Source organism: Gordonia sp. CPCC 206044 (assembly GCF_048537895.1).
Taxonomy (GTDB): Bacteria; Actinomycetota; Actinomycetes; order Mycobacteriales; family Mycobacteriaceae; genus Gordonia.
The window spans coordinates 17,947-32,441 of the sequence record NZ_JBCLVL010000011.1 but is presented as its reverse complement, the minus strand read 5'-3'; the positions used below and the strand labels follow the sequence as shown (position 1 = coordinate 32,441).

Below are 14,495 nucleotides of genomic sequence, written 5' to 3'. Positions count from 1 at the left end.
TCAGGTGGTGAGCAAGACCTTCACGGCCCGGCGCTCGTCCATCGCTCGATAACCTTCGGCAGCGTCTTCGAGGGGGAGGGTGAGGTCGAAGACCTGCCCCGGATCGATCACACGGTCGGTGATGAGTCGGATGAGCTCCGGAAGGAAACGGCGAACAGGCGCCGGTCCACCGTGGAGGTGTACGGCCGAGAAGAACAATTCATCGCCCGGCAGTTCGACGTCGTGGGAGACGCCCACGTATCCGACATGCCCGCCGGGGCGGGTCGAGCCGATGGCCTGCATCATCGACTGCTGGGTGCCGACGGCCTCGATGACCGAATGTGCACCCAGCCCATCGGTCAGCTCCTTGATCCGGGCCACGCCCGCATCGCCACGTTCCTCAACGATGTCGGTGGCGCCGAACTCGCGGGCCAGCGCCTGCCGGTCGGCGTGACGGCTCATCGCGATGATCCGTTCGGCTCCGAGCTGCTTGGCGGCGAGAACCCCCAACAGGCCGACCGCCCCGTCGCCGACCACGGCGACCGTCTTGCCGGGCCCGACCTCGGCGGCCACGGCCGCGAACCACCCGGTGCCGAGAACGTCCGACGCGGCGAGCAACGACGGGACGAGCTCGGGCGCGGGTTCGCCCGGGACCGCCACCAAGGTGCCGTCGGCGTGCGGGACTCGGGCGCGCTCGGCCTGGGTGCCGATGCCGCCCATCGGGACCGCATGCACGCAGCGAGATTGGTATCCGGCCTGGCAGATCTCGCACGTGTTGTCGGAGGCGAAGAACGACCCGACCACGAAGTCGCCGGGCGCGACCGTCGTGACGGCGTCGCCGACCTGCTCGACGACGCCCACGTATTCGTGGCCCATCGGGGCGTCCTTGACCTCGTCATCGCCCCGATAGGGCCACAGGTCGGACCCGCAGATGCACGCGGCGGTGACCCGGATGACCGCATCGGTCGGTTCGACGATGGTCGGGTCTTCACGGTCGACGACCCGGACGTCCCCGGGTGCATGCAAGACGACGCCACGCATCGGCTGCCTCCTCGTTGGTTGGGTTGGATGGATCCAGCACACCACTGTTGCGATGTCTTTGGGAGGTTCTGTCAAAAGGGGTATCCGCAGTGCCTCCCTGTGGGCCGTCGGCGTGGTTACCGTGGTGAGCATGGACAACCGGGCAGATGTGCGTGAGTTCCTCACATCGCGGCGCGCTCGGATCACGCCCGATCAGGTCGGCCTGCCCGCGGGGACCAATCGGCGAGTCAGCGGTCTGCGCCGCTCCGAGGTCGCCGCGCTTGCCGGGGTGAGTGTGGAGTACTACACCCGGCTGGAACGAGGTGCGATCAGCGGGGCGTCGCCGGAGGTGCTCGACAGTCTCGCGCGCGCCTTGCTTCTCGATGATGCAGAGCGAGCACACCTCTTCGATCTCGCCCACGCCGCAAGCCCGGTCGGCCGCCCACCCCGACGGCGCAATCCCAAGAGTTGGACCCCGCACCAGAGTCTGCAGTGGGTGCTCGACGCGGTGGTCGCCGGTCCGGCGTTCGTCCGGAACGGACGGATGGACATCCTGGCTGCGAACGCGCTCGCGCGCGCCTTCTACATGGACGTCTACGACATGCCGTGTCGGCCGCCGAACATCGCGCGGTTCACGTTCCTCGACGAACGCGCGTATGACTTCTTCCCTGACTGGGACATGTTCGCCGATGTGACCGTGTCGATCCTGCGGACCGAGGCCGGCCGCGACCCGCACAACAAGGACCTGCACGATCTGATCGGCGAGCTGTCCACGCGTAGTGAGGATTTCCGGAGGCGGTGGGGTGCACACGACGTGCGACACCATGGCACCGGGTTCAAGACCTTCCGTCACTCGGTCGTCGGAGAGCTGACCCTCGCATTCGAAGGGTTGGAGATGGCGGCCGAGCCGGGACTGACGCTCACCTTGTATGCCGCAGAACCGGGTTCGCCGTCGGAGGAGCGCCTGAGATTGTTGGCCTCGTGGGCGGCCTCGCACGAGAACGAACTCGCTCCGGCAACGACGACACAGGCCGACCACGAGTCGAAACCCCGCTGACGTCCGGCGATCTCGTGACCCAGGCCGTTCGTCGATCCGGGCGAGGACAGGCGGACAACTGTTCGCCGCGGATGGACACGCAGATACGGACAAGGCAGATACGGAAAGGGAGAGACGACATGATTCTCGACGAAACGTACACATTGTCGAACGGGGTGCAGATACCGAAGCTGGGCCTGGGAACCTGGTTCATCGACGACGACAAGGTGGCGCAGGCGGTTGGGGACGCCGTCGCGATCGGCTATCGCAACATCGACACGGCGCAGGCGTACGGCAACGAACGCGGTGTCGGCGAGGGTGTGCGGGCCGGTGGTGTGTCGCGCGACGAGTTGTTCGTGTCCAGCAAGCTCGCCGCCGAGATCAAGACCTACGACGGCGCGGTGGCCGCGATCGACGGCTCACTCGACGCGCTGGGACTCGACCACATCGACCTGATGTTGATCCACAGTCCGCAGCCCTGGAACGACTTTCGCGGCGGTGACTATGCCGACGGCAATCGCGCGGCGTGGCAGGCGCTGGAAGAGGCGTACGCAGCGGGCAAGCTGCGATCGATCGGGGTCTCCAATTTCCAGCAGCAGGATGTGGAGAACATCCTCGGATCGTGCACGGTCGCGCCGCAGGTGAACCAGTTGCTGGTGCATGCGGGCAACACCCCGACCGAACTGCTCGACTACTGCCGCGGCAAAGACATCCTCGTGGAGGCGTACTCGCCGATCGCACACGGTGAGATACTTGCCAACCCGGACATCGCAGCGATGGCCGATCGATACGGCGTCTCCGTCCCGCAGCTGTGCATTCGCTACACCCTGCAACTCGGGACGGTGTCGCTGCCGAAGACGGCCAACCCGGATCACATGCGTGGCAATGCCGCCGTCGACTTCGCCATCACCGACGAGGACATGGCTGCGCTCAGGAACCTGCAAGATCGAGATTACGGTGGCAGCAGCGCCTTTCCCGTTTACAGCGGGAGATGACAAGTCTCCCTGGTAACAACGAGTATCGTCTGCCGACCTCTCTTCGGACGGTGACGATCTTCGGACGGCGACGACACGGGGACCTGGCCGGCGTCATCGGCGACTGTGATCGAGTCGGGTCCACAGAAAGCCGATCGGAACGCAATAGAGCACTGCGATCACAGCGCCGATGACGACAGGACCGGTTGCGCCCAAGCGGGATTGGATGGCCATCCCGGCCATACCCGATCCGATTGCGGTTCCCAAGTTGAACGATGACGTCGTCAGCGCCGACGCCAACGTCGGTGTGTCACCGGCGAACCGCACCGCCATCGCCACCAGAACCGGATTCGTCGACATCCCGAAGAGTCCCAACAGAGTGACGAGGACGACGGTGATCAGCGGCAGATGTGAGAGTAGGCCGAGCGCGACGAGTACCAGAGTGGTCATCGCAGCGGCCACGGACAGAACTCGTAACGGGTAGACGCTTCCGACCCGTCCGCCGACATAAGAGCCGACGCACGCGCCCGCGCCGTACGCGACGAGTACCAGTGGAACGGCGGACTCGCGCAAGCCTGAATTGTTCATCAGCAACGGGGCGATGTAGCTGTAGACCGACAACGACGACCCGCAGACCACCGCACATCCCGCGAGTACGTACCAGATCCGTGGGTCACGCAGTGACGCAACTTCTTTGCGCACGGTCGATTGGGCCCTGTCGCCAGGATCGCCGGGGACGAGGCGTGCGACGGCCAATGCGGCGATGCCCGCAGACGCCGCCAGGATCCAGAACGGGCCACGCCAGCCGATGATCTGACCGGCGAACGCGCCGAGAGGTACTCCGAGCACATTGGCCAGCATTCCTCCGCCCAACACGATGCCCAGTGCGCGCGGCGTTGCAGAGGGGCCCACAGTGCGGCTGGCAACCACGGCCGCAACTGCCCAGAAGCCTCCGGTCGCCAGGGCGGTGATGAATCGGGCGGCCAAGACCATATCGATCCGAGTTGCTGTTGCGAGCACGACATGGCCGACCGCGAAGACTCCGAGTGAGGCGACCAAGGTCGTCCGGGGTGAGACCCGCACCGTGGCGAGAGCCATCAGAGGTGTGCCGACGATCATCCCCACTGCGAACACCGTGATCATCAATCCGGCGCGGGCAACCGTGATGCGCAGGTCGTCGGCGATCTGCGGCAACAGACCCGCGACGATGAATTCGGTCGTTCCCATCAGGAATGTGCCCAGCGCGAGCACATGAATCAGGGGTGGGAAGCCGGTGTGATCGACGGACCGGCTCGAACGGGTGCTCGTGACCGACATGTGGTGCCCCTCCAGTGCTCGGACCTGCAACGCTTCGATGCCACGCAACCAGATTCGACGTGTCGGAGGGAGTCCCGGTGGAGAGGGGTACGCGCGGGGACTCCCTGCCCTGCGGTCACTCGGGTCCGTGTATCCACAGTTCCCAGAGCCGTCCGAATCACCGTTCTCGCTCGGGAGAACACCCCTCTCGCGCCATAATGGGGGTCATGCGCTCGCGCGACAAGATTGTTGAAGCCACTCTGGGGTTGATCGCGGATGCCGGATTCTCCGCGGTCAACATCGCTGCCGTTGCCGACCGCGCCGGGGTCTCCCGGCAGACGGTCTATTCGAACTTCGGCACTCGCGAGGACATGGTGGCGGAGTCGCTGACGAGTGTCATGGTGACGGTGACCGACATGATCCACGAACGCCTGAACCCGATCACCGAAGCGTCGGACTATCTGGTCGAATTCATCGTGATCGCGCGATCGATGATGCGCGACAACCCGTTTCTCTCGGCATTGATGACGGCCCAGGAGCATCACCCGCTGTTCGACACCGGGGCGAGCGAGCGAACGATGGTGGTCGCGCGGGAGCTGTTGGCGCCGATCGTCGAACTCGACCCCCGTCTCGCGCCACACCTCGACGAGATCGTCGAGGTTGCCGCGTTCGTCGGGATGTCGTTGATCGTGTTCGGCGACAGCGGGAGGACCGACGCCGAGCTGCGGGTCGTCCTCGACCATTGGATTCGCCCTGCGATGTCGGCGTTCACCGCGGACGCCGCCACGCGCGTCGTCCTTGATGGCGTGCACGGCGAGTGACCAGGGCGTCCCGCCACCCCTGACCCGCGTCCCTACGGCAGCGCGTTGTCGGCGCCCATCGTTCACCATCTCGACGTCGATCAGAAAACTGGACACTTGACCAGAGATGTGTCAAGATTCCGCGGGGAGTGATCCAGAACACTGTGACGGCTCGATGTGCTCGCCGTCCCGAGTGGAGGGGTGGACGATGCGCCGACTGAAGAAAGCCTGCCGGTGTATCGCGTGTGCTCGTCCTGACGGGTGGCGCATGTGGGTTCGTCCGGAGGAGCTCCAGCGCGGCATGCGCGTCTTGGTCGATGTCGGAATTGCGTTGTGACCCATGCTTATTGCCGGGATCGGGGCTCGGTTTGACCATGTAGCGCTCCTGATGCGCTGCGCTCGACCGCGGACCCGTGACCGATCACATGACGGGAAGTGTGAGAACTTATGCATCTGAAGACGATTGATGTGTGCGGCCGTTGGCCCATCGGGGGCGCGTACGACCCGACGTTCGGCCTCGCGGCACGGTGAACCCGGCGGCATCTCGGATGGACACGGCGTCGAAACCGGTCTCTGGGCGGGGGATCGTCTGGGATCGGCCGGTCGATTTCTCTCGCAACCACCGATGGCGATGTCCGAGTGGGCATCTCACGGTCCTCACGCAGGACGAGTTCGTCGGATGTGTCGACGACGGCGAGATGGTGCGCTGTCGGCCGTGCGGTGGATATGAGTTGACCGAACGCGACATCATCCCCGACGACGACTCGGCGGCGGCCGGTGATGTCGCCGGATTCGCTTGGTACCAGGTCAGTTCGAGTGCTGCCTGGCCGACGTTGTCTGGTGCCCGGCAGCGTCGCGGGGCCAGGGGCCGCTCGTCGGAGCAATCCACGCCATCGGGGCCCGCCGTCGTGCCGGTCGTGTCGGTGGGCACCTATGAGTGGGCGATCGAGCGTCTCCTGCGGCAGATGCGCATCGGCCGACTCTGCTCACGCCAGTATTACCTGCACCGCGTCACGGTGGCGTTGCTCCCGTCCGAGATTGCTTCGGGTGTGTGCAACGAGGCGGCCGACGGCGTTCACGAGGCCGGTTACGACAGGCTGCACCACGGGGAGTGTCAGGCGCTCCGCTATGTCACGACCTACGATGCGCCGGGCAGTGTCGCGTTGTCGATCGTGTCGTCGGCGATCGAGACGATTCAGTCGATACCCTTGCCGAGCAGCGATTTCGCGGCGGGGCTTCCTGACTCGCTACGGCGCCGCGTGAGCGTGTCCGGCGCTCCCGCCACGTCGGGCCGATCCGAGTCCGTGACGTCCACCCTGGATGCCGAAGACCTCGATGCGATGCTGGCGCAACGGCACCTGTCAAGCGTCGGGGCACGTGTCGTCGACGCCTTCGACGACGCGATGACCGCGGTGCGTGACCGCGCGGAAAGTGCTGCTGCATATCGCGATACGTACCGAACCTACGCCACTGTGCTGACCGGGGCCGATGAACTCATCGCCCGTCTGCGCAGGTGTCCCGGCCGCGATCCGATCGCGTGGCCCTGCCGTTCGGATTCCGACAACAGCGTCCGGAATAGGCGTTCTCGCACCACCTCATGAAGTGGCAACGCACGCAAGATCTTCCGACTGCGTACCAGGTGACAGGCGCGATGTCCCGCAGAGGATCATCCGATCATCTCCCCGAAGCTCGCGGATCTGTCACTGTAGAAGTGAGCCGAGTGAAGGGAAGTGATGATCATGCCGGTCGACACACCGATCGTGGCCGCGGTGGACGGGTCGGAGCATGCGCTGGCGGCGGTACGGTGGGCAGCGAGCGCCGCGGCACGGGAGAAGTGTCCGCTGCTCGTCATGAGTGCCGTTTCGCCCCTGCATCCCTCGTTCAGTCTGGCTGCGGTTTCGTTGGAGCAGTCGATAGTCGACGCCGACCATGCGTTCGCCGAAGCCGCGCTCGACAATGCCGCGGCAATCGCCGAGGAGACGGCTCCGGGTGTCACGGTCACGCGACAGGTGGTCGTCGGCAAACCGTCGTTGGCGCTGCGCGAGCTGTCCAGTCGCGCACGCACCGTCGTGGTCGGACGTCGTGGTCTCGGCGGGGTCAGCGGACTGTTGCTGGGCTCGGTGAGCACCGACATCACCGCGAATGCGGATTGCCCGGTCGTGGTGGTCTCCGGCGAGACGCCGAGCCGCGGTCCGGTCGTGGTGGGCGTCGACGGATCACCGGTCTCCACCGCGGCCATTGCCGCAGCATTCGAGCAGGCATCCCTGCTCGGCACGACGATCACCGCGGTGCATGCATACGGCGGATTCTCCAGCACGGCCTTCTTCGGTGAGGGCGAGAAGGTGCTGCGCGAGATCCATGACGGTGCGGTCGCATCGCTCGGGTCGCAACTGGCAGGCCATCGCACCGACTATCCCGATGTGACCGTGGATGCCGTCGTGACCGCCGAGTCCCCGTCGGAGAAGCTCTCCGCGTTGTCGGCAGACGCGCAGTTGATCGTGCTCGGCAGTCGCGGTCGGGGCGGATTCCGCGGCCTGATGTTGGGCTCCACCAGCCAGGCCGTCCTGCACGTGGCAACCTGCCCGGTCATGGTCGTGCACAGTTCCTGATCGCTTGTCCCGGGCGTCGGTTCGCGTCGCCCGTCACGACAACGTTGCCGTCCATCGAGGTGGACGTGGCTGACGTTCGGTGACGGCCTGCGCCAGCGCATCGCGAAATGCCCGGACCGCGGGGTGCCCGGAACGACCGGCGCGCACGGCCGCGTAGAGGGTGCGATGTGGATCGGCGGGTAATCCGATCAGCTGCGCATCATGCAGATGGTCGCCCGCGATGAGCGCAGGAATGAACGCGACGGCATGTCCGGTCAGCACCAGATGCGCGTGCAGCAGGGGGTCCGGCCCCTCGAATCGCACCTGCGGCTCGAACCCGGCGTTGCGGCAGACCGCGCGTGCCCAGTCGCCGCTGGCGCTCCCGGGAGGGTCCAGCGCCCACGGCGCGGAGGCCAGTTCGGCGACACTCGATGGGCGTCGGGCCCACGGGCCGTGTGACGGAACGGCCAGATGCAGGGGGTCGGGAACCAGATCGGCTCGATCGGCGCCGTGGCGTACCGGATCGGGAAGACCCGGATACTCCTCGCCGAGGATCAGGTCGAACTGTTGGGACAGGAGTCCGCGGAATGCGCTGTCGACGTCGCGTTGGGTGATCTCGACCTGCAGAGCCGAATGTTCCGTCTCCAGCACGGTGAGCACGGCAGGCGCGATCTCCAGCACCACGGTCTGGAACGACGCGACCCGGAGGGTGCCCCGCACGCTCGGTTGTGCGGCCGCCAGGTCGGCCTCGGCCTTCTCGAGCTGGGTGAGCACGAGTTCGGTGTGTGCGACCAAGGTCTGCGCCTCATCGGTGAGACGTACGCGCCGTCCCACGTGTTCGAGCAGTCGCACTCCGGTCTCGCGTTCGAGTTGTGACAACTGCTGCGAGATCGCCGACGGCGTGTACGACAAGGCCTCGGCCACCTGCGCGAGCGTCCCGCGTAGATGCAGTTCACGCAGGATGCGCAGTCGGGTCACGTTCAGCACGGATCTCCCAGGCACAGATCAGTTAGTAGGACTGATCATATATCGGAAAAAAGATTCACTGGACTGATGGCATCAGTCGCTCGATCCTGGATGGATGCGTCTGCCCGTCCGCTCTGCAACTGCCACGGGACCCGCGGTCATGATGATCCTGGGTTCGTGCGTGTCCCTGCAGTTCGGCGCGGCGCTGGCAGTACATCTCTTCCCGACGATGGGCGCCTGGGGCGTGACCTCCCTTCGTCTCGGCTTCGCCGCGCTGATCATGGTCGTCGCGGTACGGCCACGTGTGCTGCGCTGGACGTGGCGGCAGTGGCGTGCCGTCCTGGTCTTCGCCGTCGCCCTCGCCGGCATGAACGGCTCGTTCTACTGCGCGATCGAGCGACTGCCGCTGGGAGCGGCCGTCGCGATCGAGTTCCTCGGACCGTTGTTGCTGGCGGCGGTCGGGTCGCGGCGGGTGATCGACCTCGGGTGGGTTGCCCTCGCGCTGGGCGGCATCGGGCTCCTCGGCATCGAGAGCGTCGCGCAGGCAGAGTCGTCGCTGGATCCGCTCGGGGTCGTTTTCGCGCTCATCGCCGGGTCGTTCTGGATCCTGTACATCCTCGCCAGCGCCCGGGTCGGCCAATCGGTTCCCGGGGCCGGCGGACTCGCCATGGCGCTGGTGATCTCGGCGCTGCTCGTGATGCCGATGGGCGTTCCGGGGGTGCTGCGGGGATTGGACGATCCGCTGATGCTGGGGCTGGCGCTGGGCACCGCGGTGTTGTCGTCGGTCATCCCGTACACACTCGAACTGGCTGCGCTGCGACGCCTGCCGCGCAACGTGTTCGGGATCTTGCTCAGCCTGGAACCCATGGTCGCGGCGCTGGCCGGATGGATACTCCTGCACCAGTCGACGGGACCGCTGCGGTTGGCGGCCATCGCGTTGGTGATCATGGCGAGCATCGGGACCATCATGACCGCATCCGACAATCGGGAGCCGACTCCCGAACCGGTTGACCGGATTCCCGAGCGACGCGAGCCCGCACGGGCACAATGACTTCCATGATCCGCATCGCCACCCTCGGGACGAGCACCATCACCCGCCTGTTCATCGAGGCCGCAGTGGATGTCCCGACGGTGGCGGTGACCACGGCCTATTCACGCGACGCCGAGCGCGCCGCGCAGTTCGCCGGCGAGACCGGGCTGTCGTCGTCGACGTGTGATCTCGATCGGCTGCTGTCGTCGGCGGAGATCGACGCGGTGTACATCGCGTCCCCGAATGGAGTCCACGCCCGGCAGGCGCGGCAGGTGATCGACGCAGGCAAGCACGTGTTGATCGAGAAACCGGCGGTACCGACCGTCGGTGAGTTCGTCGATCTGATCTCGGCGGCGACGAACGCCGGTGTCGTCGTGCTGGAGGCGATGCGCAACCGCTACGACCCGGCACTGACGGCGATCGCCGATCTCCTGCCCGAGCTGGGAGTACTGCGCCGTGCTTCGCTGTCCTACTGCCAACGGTCGGCGCGCTACGACAAGGTGCTGGCCGGTGAGCGCGTGAACATCTTCGATCCCGCACTGGCCGGCGGATCGCTGCTGGACCTCGGCGTGTACCCGATCGCGGCCATGATCCATCTGTTCGGCGAACCCGACCGTGTCGTCGGGGCGGGTATCCCGATCACCGGCGGTGCCGACGGCGCCGGGGCCGCGCTGGCCGTCTACGACGGCATGGTCGTCGACCTGTCGTACTCCAAGATCACCGCGTCCGACCGTGTCGACGAGATCCAGGGTGAGTCGGGCACGTTGACGTTCGATCATGTCGCTGAACCCGGATTGGCCCGGCTGCGCCTGCTCGACGGCAGCGTCACCGACCACTCGTTCGCCGGACCGCGCAACAACATGGTGCACGAGATCCGACGATTCGCGAGTCTGGTCGAGGGCACTGCCGACGTGGCGACCGATCACGCGGAAACCGTCGCGACGCTGCGGGTCGTCGAGCAGCTGAGAACCGCCGGCTGATCTCGCGCCGACCGGCTCTCGCTCCACGTCGCCGATGTCGGCGCGCATTGCGACGAGCTGTGCGGGTGCTCGACCACCAGGTCACCGCGATTGATCGACGATCACGATCAAACGACGGAAATCCTGTCCTTAACGTGAATCAATCCGGGTCCTACCATCGGAATCCGGTCGGCGCCCCAGCGCCGCACACGTGTACCCGACGGGACGAGGAGTTCCATGTCCACGCCCGAATCCGTGGCAGACGCCGACGAGGACTCGTCCCCGCAAGGCCGGAACCCGATCGTCGAGCGACCGCACACCCCGTTGCTGCGACCGCGCGAGGTCATGCGCGACTTCGGCGGGACCTACGTCGTCAACGGCATCGTCGGGTTGATCTTCTCCGCGTCCGGGCCGGTCGCAGTGATCCTGGCGGCCGGATCGGCGGGCCACCTCAGCGCCGCCCAGCTGTCGTCGTGGATCTTCGGGGTGTTCGTCCTCAACGGCATCCTCACGATCGTCACCAGCTGGGCGTATCGCATGCCGCTGGCCTTCGCATGGACGATCCCGGGCACCGTGCTCGTCGGTGCCTCACTGAAGCACCTGTCGTGGGCGGAGGTGGTCGGTGCCTTCTTGGTCACCGGTGCGCTCATCCTGCTCGTCGGGGCCACGGGGCGGGTCCGAAATGTCATGGCCGCCTTGCCGACACCGATCGTCATGGCGATGGTGGCCGGGGTGTTCCTGCAATTCGGCGTGGACGTGGTGAAGTCGGTCGGCACCGATCCCGCGGTGGCGGTGCCGATCGTGGTGGTGTTCTTCCTCCTGCAGGGGCACACCGCGGTGGCGCGGTGGATGCCGCCGATCATCGGGGCGGTTCTCGCCGGGGCCGTCGCGGTGGCGATCACCGGCGGCTTCCATCTCGGTGACGACGGCTCGGGTTGGGTCGCGACGCCGGTGATGCAGGCCCCCGAGTTCAGCACGCGGGCGCTGCTGGAACTGGTCATCCCACTCGCGGTGACGGTGATCGTGGTGCAGAACGGGCAGGGCACCGCCGTGCTGAACGCCGCCGGGCATCGGCCTCCGGTGAATGTGGTGACCATGGTGTGCGGCGTGTGGTCGATGGCGGCGTCGGCGGTCGGTGCCATCTCGAGTTGCCTGGCCGGCCCCACCAACGCGTTGCTGGTCGCGGGTGGGGAGCGCAGGCGTCAGTACACCGCCGCGCTCACCTTCGGTGTGCTCGCCATCGGTGTCGGTCTGTTCGCACCGCTCTTCGTCGACCTGATGCTCGCGATGCCGGCCGCATTCATCGCCACCGTCGGCGGGTTGGCCTTGCTCGGGGCACTGCAGAACTCCTTCCGGTCGGCGTTCGGGTCGGGTTTCACCATGGGTGCCCTCGTCACGTTCCTGGTGTCGATCTCCGGACTGACCTTCCTGAACATCGGGGCGGCCTTCTGGGGTCTGATCGCCGGGCTCGCGGTGTCCTGGCTGCTGGAACGCGACGATTTCCGCGCGGCACGCCAGGAGTGACTCTCCGACGCTCACGGTGACCTCCCGGTCGGTTAGGTTGGGGGTGCCGGAGGGAGGGTGCGTGGGTGAGTCGACCGAGCCGCCGCCGCTGAGCACAGCCTTCCTGCTGATGGCGGTCGGCAGGCAAGTGCGCGAGCGAATCGAGCGTGACCTCGCATCGGAAGGGATTGCGCTGCGCCATGTCTCGGCGTTGGGGCACTTGTCGCGCAATCCCGGCATGTCCTACAGCGAACTGGCCCGCCGCGCGTCGGTGACGCCCCAGAGTATGCAGGCGACTCTGCGGAAGCTCGAGGCTCGCGGTGCGATCGAACACGACGGCGAGTCGGGCCGGGGGCGAACGGCGCGGCTGTCGGTCACCGCCGAGGGACGTCGACTACTCGCGCTCGGCACGGCCGCCATCTCCGCGGCCGACGAGCATGTCGAGGCAGCGCTCGACGGCAGGCTCGGCGCCCGACCGGGATTGTCGCTGTTGGAGGTGCTCCGTCGCCTCGATCACGACGACTCCTGATTCTTGGTGCCCTCCAACGGGCCGCCTGCCGCACGCCAGTCAATGAGCCCCTTGGTCATGTTGCGGGCGTCGAACCCGAACTCGATGAGCAGGTTGGCGGCTCCGGCCGACCGTAGTCCGCCGGTGCAGAACGTGATCAGCAACCTGTCGTCGGGCAACTCGGTGCACCGATCGGGCAGTTGTTCGAGTGGGATGTGCACGGCTCCGGGAATGCGATTGCGCTTCCATTCGAAGTCGCGTCGCACATCCACGACCAGAGCGTCGTCGTCGCGAACCAGGCGCATTGCCTCGTCGGCGCCGACCGCGGGGGCGTGACGTAAATAGTGCCGGATGCCCATGCCGAGGCCCCTCTCCGAGAGTTTCAGTCACACTGTAACTGGTGCCGGTCGGCGCGGATGAGTGGGTGGGCCGAAACACCGCACCGGTCATCGCTGACCGTTAGGCTGTGCCGCATGCATTGCGTGGTCGTGGGTGGGGGACTGGCCGGTCTGGCGTCGGCGGTGTGGCTGGCCGAAGCGGGACATCAGGTGACGATCTTGGAACGTCGGGGATCACTCGGTGGGCGGACGATCGCGATGCCGGTGGCGGCCGTCGACGACGTCCCCGACAACGGTCAACACGTCTTCGCCAGCGGGTATCAGCACCTGATGCGGTATCTGGAGAGTGTTGGCACGCGCGAACAGGTCTGCTTCCCGGGACATATGACGGTGCGCATGCCCGGCGGCGCCACTCGACGGTCGGCGTTCGGCGGCCTCACCGGGGTGCGGGCGGCGCTCGGAGACCTGCCCGGTGTGCATGGTCTCGACAGATTCCGCACCGCGCGAGCGCAGGCGACGCTCATCCGACAGGCGCTGCGTCAGCCGGCATGGCTCGACGACATCACCGCAGACGAATGGTTCCGGCGCATCGGCATGCCGCAGTCGGCCCGGGATGCGTTGTGGGACGGCATCGTCATCGGATTGACCGGCGACAAACCGGAGATCTCATCGGCCAAGGTGCCCGCGGACCTGCTCGTCACCGGAGTGCGCCGGGCCCGCGAGACACGCACGCCGATCTCGATCGGCTATCCCACCGTCGACCTGGACACGCTGTTCATCGAGGGCGCGGAGAAGATGTTCGCGGACAACGGGGTTCAGGTGCGTCATCGCGCGGTCGTCTCGTCGGTGGACGTGACCGAAGGCCGGGTCGTCGGCGTCACCCTCGCCGATGGCGAACGAGTCGCGGCCGACGCGGTCGTCTGCGCTGTCCCGGTGTGGAGTGTGCAGGGGCTCCTGGATCAGGTGCCGGGGCACGAGCAGATCTATGCCGCCGTCGAGGCGCTCACCCCGGTGCCGATCGTCAGCGTCAACCTCTATCTCGATCGGGACATCGGCATGGCCGACTGGGGCGAAATCCTCTACGGCGGTGAAGGTGTGCTGGAACAGGTCTGGGATCGGCAGCGGATGCACGGCCGTGACGCGTCCCGCCACCACCTGTACTCGACGACGGTGTCGGCTGCCTACGAGCTCACCCACAAGTCCAACGTGGAGATCACCGACATCCAGATGGCGATGTTGGGCAAGTACTTTCCCGCGGCACGCGACGCCGAGGTGATCCACAGTCACGTGGTGCGGATGCCGAAATCCACGTTCGCGCAACGACCCGGTACGGCAGGTATCCGACCGGACCAGCGCACCGCTGTCCGCGGGCTGGCCCTCGCGGGCGACTGGACGCGCACCGATTGGACCACCACGATGGAGGGCGCGTGCCAGAGTGCGGCGCGGGCAGTCGAGGTGGTCCTGGAGCACGCCCGGGCCGGCGCGCCGGACTGATGGT

At 66.6% G+C, this 14,495-nt stretch carries 14 protein-coding genes; 10 read left to right on the top strand and 4 right to left on the bottom strand.

The features are described 5' to 3' along the window. On the bottom strand, positions 1–1,020 hold the full coding sequence (locus tag AAFP35_RS17640; protein WP_419222940.1) for a zinc-dependent alcohol dehydrogenase family protein: 1,020 nt from the start codon (positions 1,018–1,020) through the stop codon (positions 1–3). Positions 1,021–1,150: 130 nt separating this feature from the next. On the opposite strand from AAFP35_RS17640, the gene AAFP35_RS17635 reads away from it, so the two are divergent. Together AAFP35_RS17635 and AAFP35_RS17630 are read left to right on the top strand one after the other, a co-directional pair. Further along, positions 1,151–2,056, top strand: a complete 906-nt coding sequence (locus tag AAFP35_RS17635; protein WP_419222939.1) for a helix-turn-helix transcriptional regulator — start codon at positions 1,151–1,153, stop codon at positions 2,054–2,056. A 119-nt stretch (positions 2,057–2,175) separates the two neighbouring features. Next, the gene (locus tag AAFP35_RS17630; protein WP_419222938.1) at positions 2,176–3,030 is read left to right on the top strand and encodes an aldo/keto reductase; all 855 of its coding nucleotides are present in this window, start codon (positions 2,176–2,178) and stop codon (positions 3,028–3,030) included. Between the two features lie 93 nt (positions 3,031–3,123). Here the strand turns inward: AAFP35_RS17630 and AAFP35_RS17625 are convergent, their stop codons facing one another. Further along, on the bottom strand, positions 3,124–4,326 hold the full coding sequence (locus AAFP35_RS17625) for an MFS transporter (RefSeq protein WP_419222937.1): 1,203 nt from the start codon (positions 4,324–4,326) through the stop codon (positions 3,124–3,126). A gap of 206 nt (positions 4,327–4,532) precedes the next feature. Here AAFP35_RS17625 and AAFP35_RS17620 point away from each other — a divergent pair, with 206 nt between their 5' ends. From AAFP35_RS17620 to AAFP35_RS17610, 3 genes are all read left to right on the top strand, one after another. Then, on the top strand, positions 4,533–5,126 hold the full coding sequence (locus AAFP35_RS17620) for a TetR/AcrR family transcriptional regulator (RefSeq protein ID WP_419222936.1): 594 nt from the start codon (positions 4,533–4,535) through the stop codon (positions 5,124–5,126). A gap of 710 nt (positions 5,127–5,836) precedes the next feature. Continuing rightward, positions 5,837–6,706, top strand: a complete 870-nt coding sequence (locus AAFP35_RS17615; RefSeq protein ID WP_419222935.1) for a hypothetical protein — start codon at positions 5,837–5,839, stop codon at positions 6,704–6,706. Positions 6,707–6,844: 138 nt separating this feature from the next. Next, positions 6,845–7,714 carry a universal stress protein gene (locus AAFP35_RS17610; RefSeq protein WP_419222934.1) on the top strand — a complete coding sequence of 290 codons (870 nt, stop codon included), beginning with the start codon at positions 6,845–6,847 and terminating at the stop codon, positions 7,712–7,714. Between the two features lie 33 nt (positions 7,715–7,747). Here AAFP35_RS17610 and AAFP35_RS17605 read toward each other — a convergent pair whose 3' ends face one another. Further along, positions 7,748–8,680 carry a LysR family transcriptional regulator gene (locus AAFP35_RS17605; RefSeq protein ID WP_419222933.1) on the bottom strand — a complete coding sequence of 311 codons (933 nt, stop codon included), beginning with the start codon at positions 8,678–8,680 and terminating at the stop codon, positions 7,748–7,750. Positions 8,681–8,774: 94 nt separating this feature from the next. On the opposite strand from AAFP35_RS17605, the gene AAFP35_RS17600 reads away from it, so the two are divergent. The 4 genes from AAFP35_RS17600 (at position 8,775) to AAFP35_RS17585 (ending at position 12,680) form a co-directional block, all read left to right on the top strand. Beyond that, the gene (locus AAFP35_RS17600) at positions 8,775–9,710 is read left to right on the top strand and encodes an EamA family transporter (protein WP_419222932.1); all 936 of its coding nucleotides are present in this window, start codon (positions 8,775–8,777) and stop codon (positions 9,708–9,710) included. 5 nt (positions 9,711–9,715) lie between these two features. After that, complete coding sequence (locus AAFP35_RS17595; RefSeq protein ID WP_419222931.1) at positions 9,716–10,669, top strand: Gfo/Idh/MocA family protein; 954 nt, start codon at positions 9,716–9,718, stop codon at positions 10,667–10,669. A gap of 216 nt (positions 10,670–10,885) precedes the next feature. Then, positions 10,886–12,172 (top strand): benzoate/H(+) symporter BenE family transporter, encoded by a 1,287-nt coding sequence (locus AAFP35_RS17590; protein ID WP_419222930.1) that lies wholly within the window; start codon positions 10,886–10,888, stop codon positions 12,170–12,172. Between the two features lie 61 nt (positions 12,173–12,233). After that, entirely contained in the window at positions 12,234–12,680 is a 447-nt protein-coding gene (locus AAFP35_RS17585) for a MarR family winged helix-turn-helix transcriptional regulator (RefSeq protein WP_419222929.1), read from the top strand. On the opposite strand, the gene AAFP35_RS17580 is transcribed toward AAFP35_RS17585, so the two are convergent. After that, the gene (locus AAFP35_RS17580) at positions 12,665–13,018 is read right to left on the bottom strand and encodes a rhodanese-like domain-containing protein (protein WP_419222928.1); all 354 of its coding nucleotides are present in this window, start codon (positions 13,016–13,018) and stop codon (positions 12,665–12,667) included. The genes AAFP35_RS17585 and AAFP35_RS17580 overlap by 16 nt on opposite strands. A gap of 114 nt (positions 13,019–13,132) precedes the next feature. Between AAFP35_RS17580 and AAFP35_RS17575 the strand changes: the two genes are divergently transcribed. Then, on the top strand, positions 13,133–14,491 hold the full coding sequence (locus AAFP35_RS17575) for a hydroxysqualene dehydroxylase (protein WP_419222927.1): 1,359 nt from the start codon (positions 13,133–13,135) through the stop codon (positions 14,489–14,491). The last annotated feature ends 4 nt before the right edge of the window (positions 14,492–14,495 follow it).

What these genes read in the sequence shown, in the direction of transcription:
- AAFP35_RS17640 (WP_419222940.1), bottom strand. Translation starts at nt 1,020, where the DNA reads ATGCGTGGCGTCGTCTTGCATGCACCCGGGGACGTCCGGGTCGTCGAC.
- AAFP35_RS17635 (WP_419222939.1), top strand. Translation starts at nt 1,151, where the DNA reads ATGGACAACCGGGCAGATGTGCGTGAGTTCCTCACATCGCGGCGCGCT.
- AAFP35_RS17630 (WP_419222938.1), top strand. Translation starts at nt 2,176, where the DNA reads ATGATTCTCGACGAAACGTACACATTGTCGAACGGGGTGCAGATACCG.
- AAFP35_RS17625 (WP_419222937.1), bottom strand. Translation starts at nt 4,326, where the DNA reads ATGTCGGTCACGAGCACCCGTTCGAGCCGGTCCGTCGATCACACCGGC.
- AAFP35_RS17620 (WP_419222936.1), top strand. Translation starts at nt 4,533, where the DNA reads ATGCGCTCGCGCGACAAGATTGTTGAAGCCACTCTGGGGTTGATCGCG.
- AAFP35_RS17610 (WP_419222934.1), top strand. Translation starts at nt 6,845, where the DNA reads ATGCCGGTCGACACACCGATCGTGGCCGCGGTGGACGGGTCGGAGCAT.
- AAFP35_RS17600 (WP_419222932.1), top strand. Translation starts at nt 8,775, where the DNA reads ATGCGTCTGCCCGTCCGCTCTGCAACTGCCACGGGACCCGCGGTCATG.
- AAFP35_RS17595 (WP_419222931.1), top strand. Translation starts at nt 9,716, where the DNA reads ATGATCCGCATCGCCACCCTCGGGACGAGCACCATCACCCGCCTGTTC.
- AAFP35_RS17590 (WP_419222930.1), top strand. Translation starts at nt 10,886, where the DNA reads ATGTCCACGCCCGAATCCGTGGCAGACGCCGACGAGGACTCGTCCCCG.
- AAFP35_RS17580 (WP_419222928.1), bottom strand. Translation starts at nt 13,018, where the DNA reads ATGGGCATCCGGCACTATTTACGTCACGCCCCCGCGGTCGGCGCCGAC.
- AAFP35_RS17575 (WP_419222927.1), top strand. Translation starts at nt 13,133, where the DNA reads ATGCATTGCGTGGTCGTGGGTGGGGGACTGGCCGGTCTGGCGTCGGCG.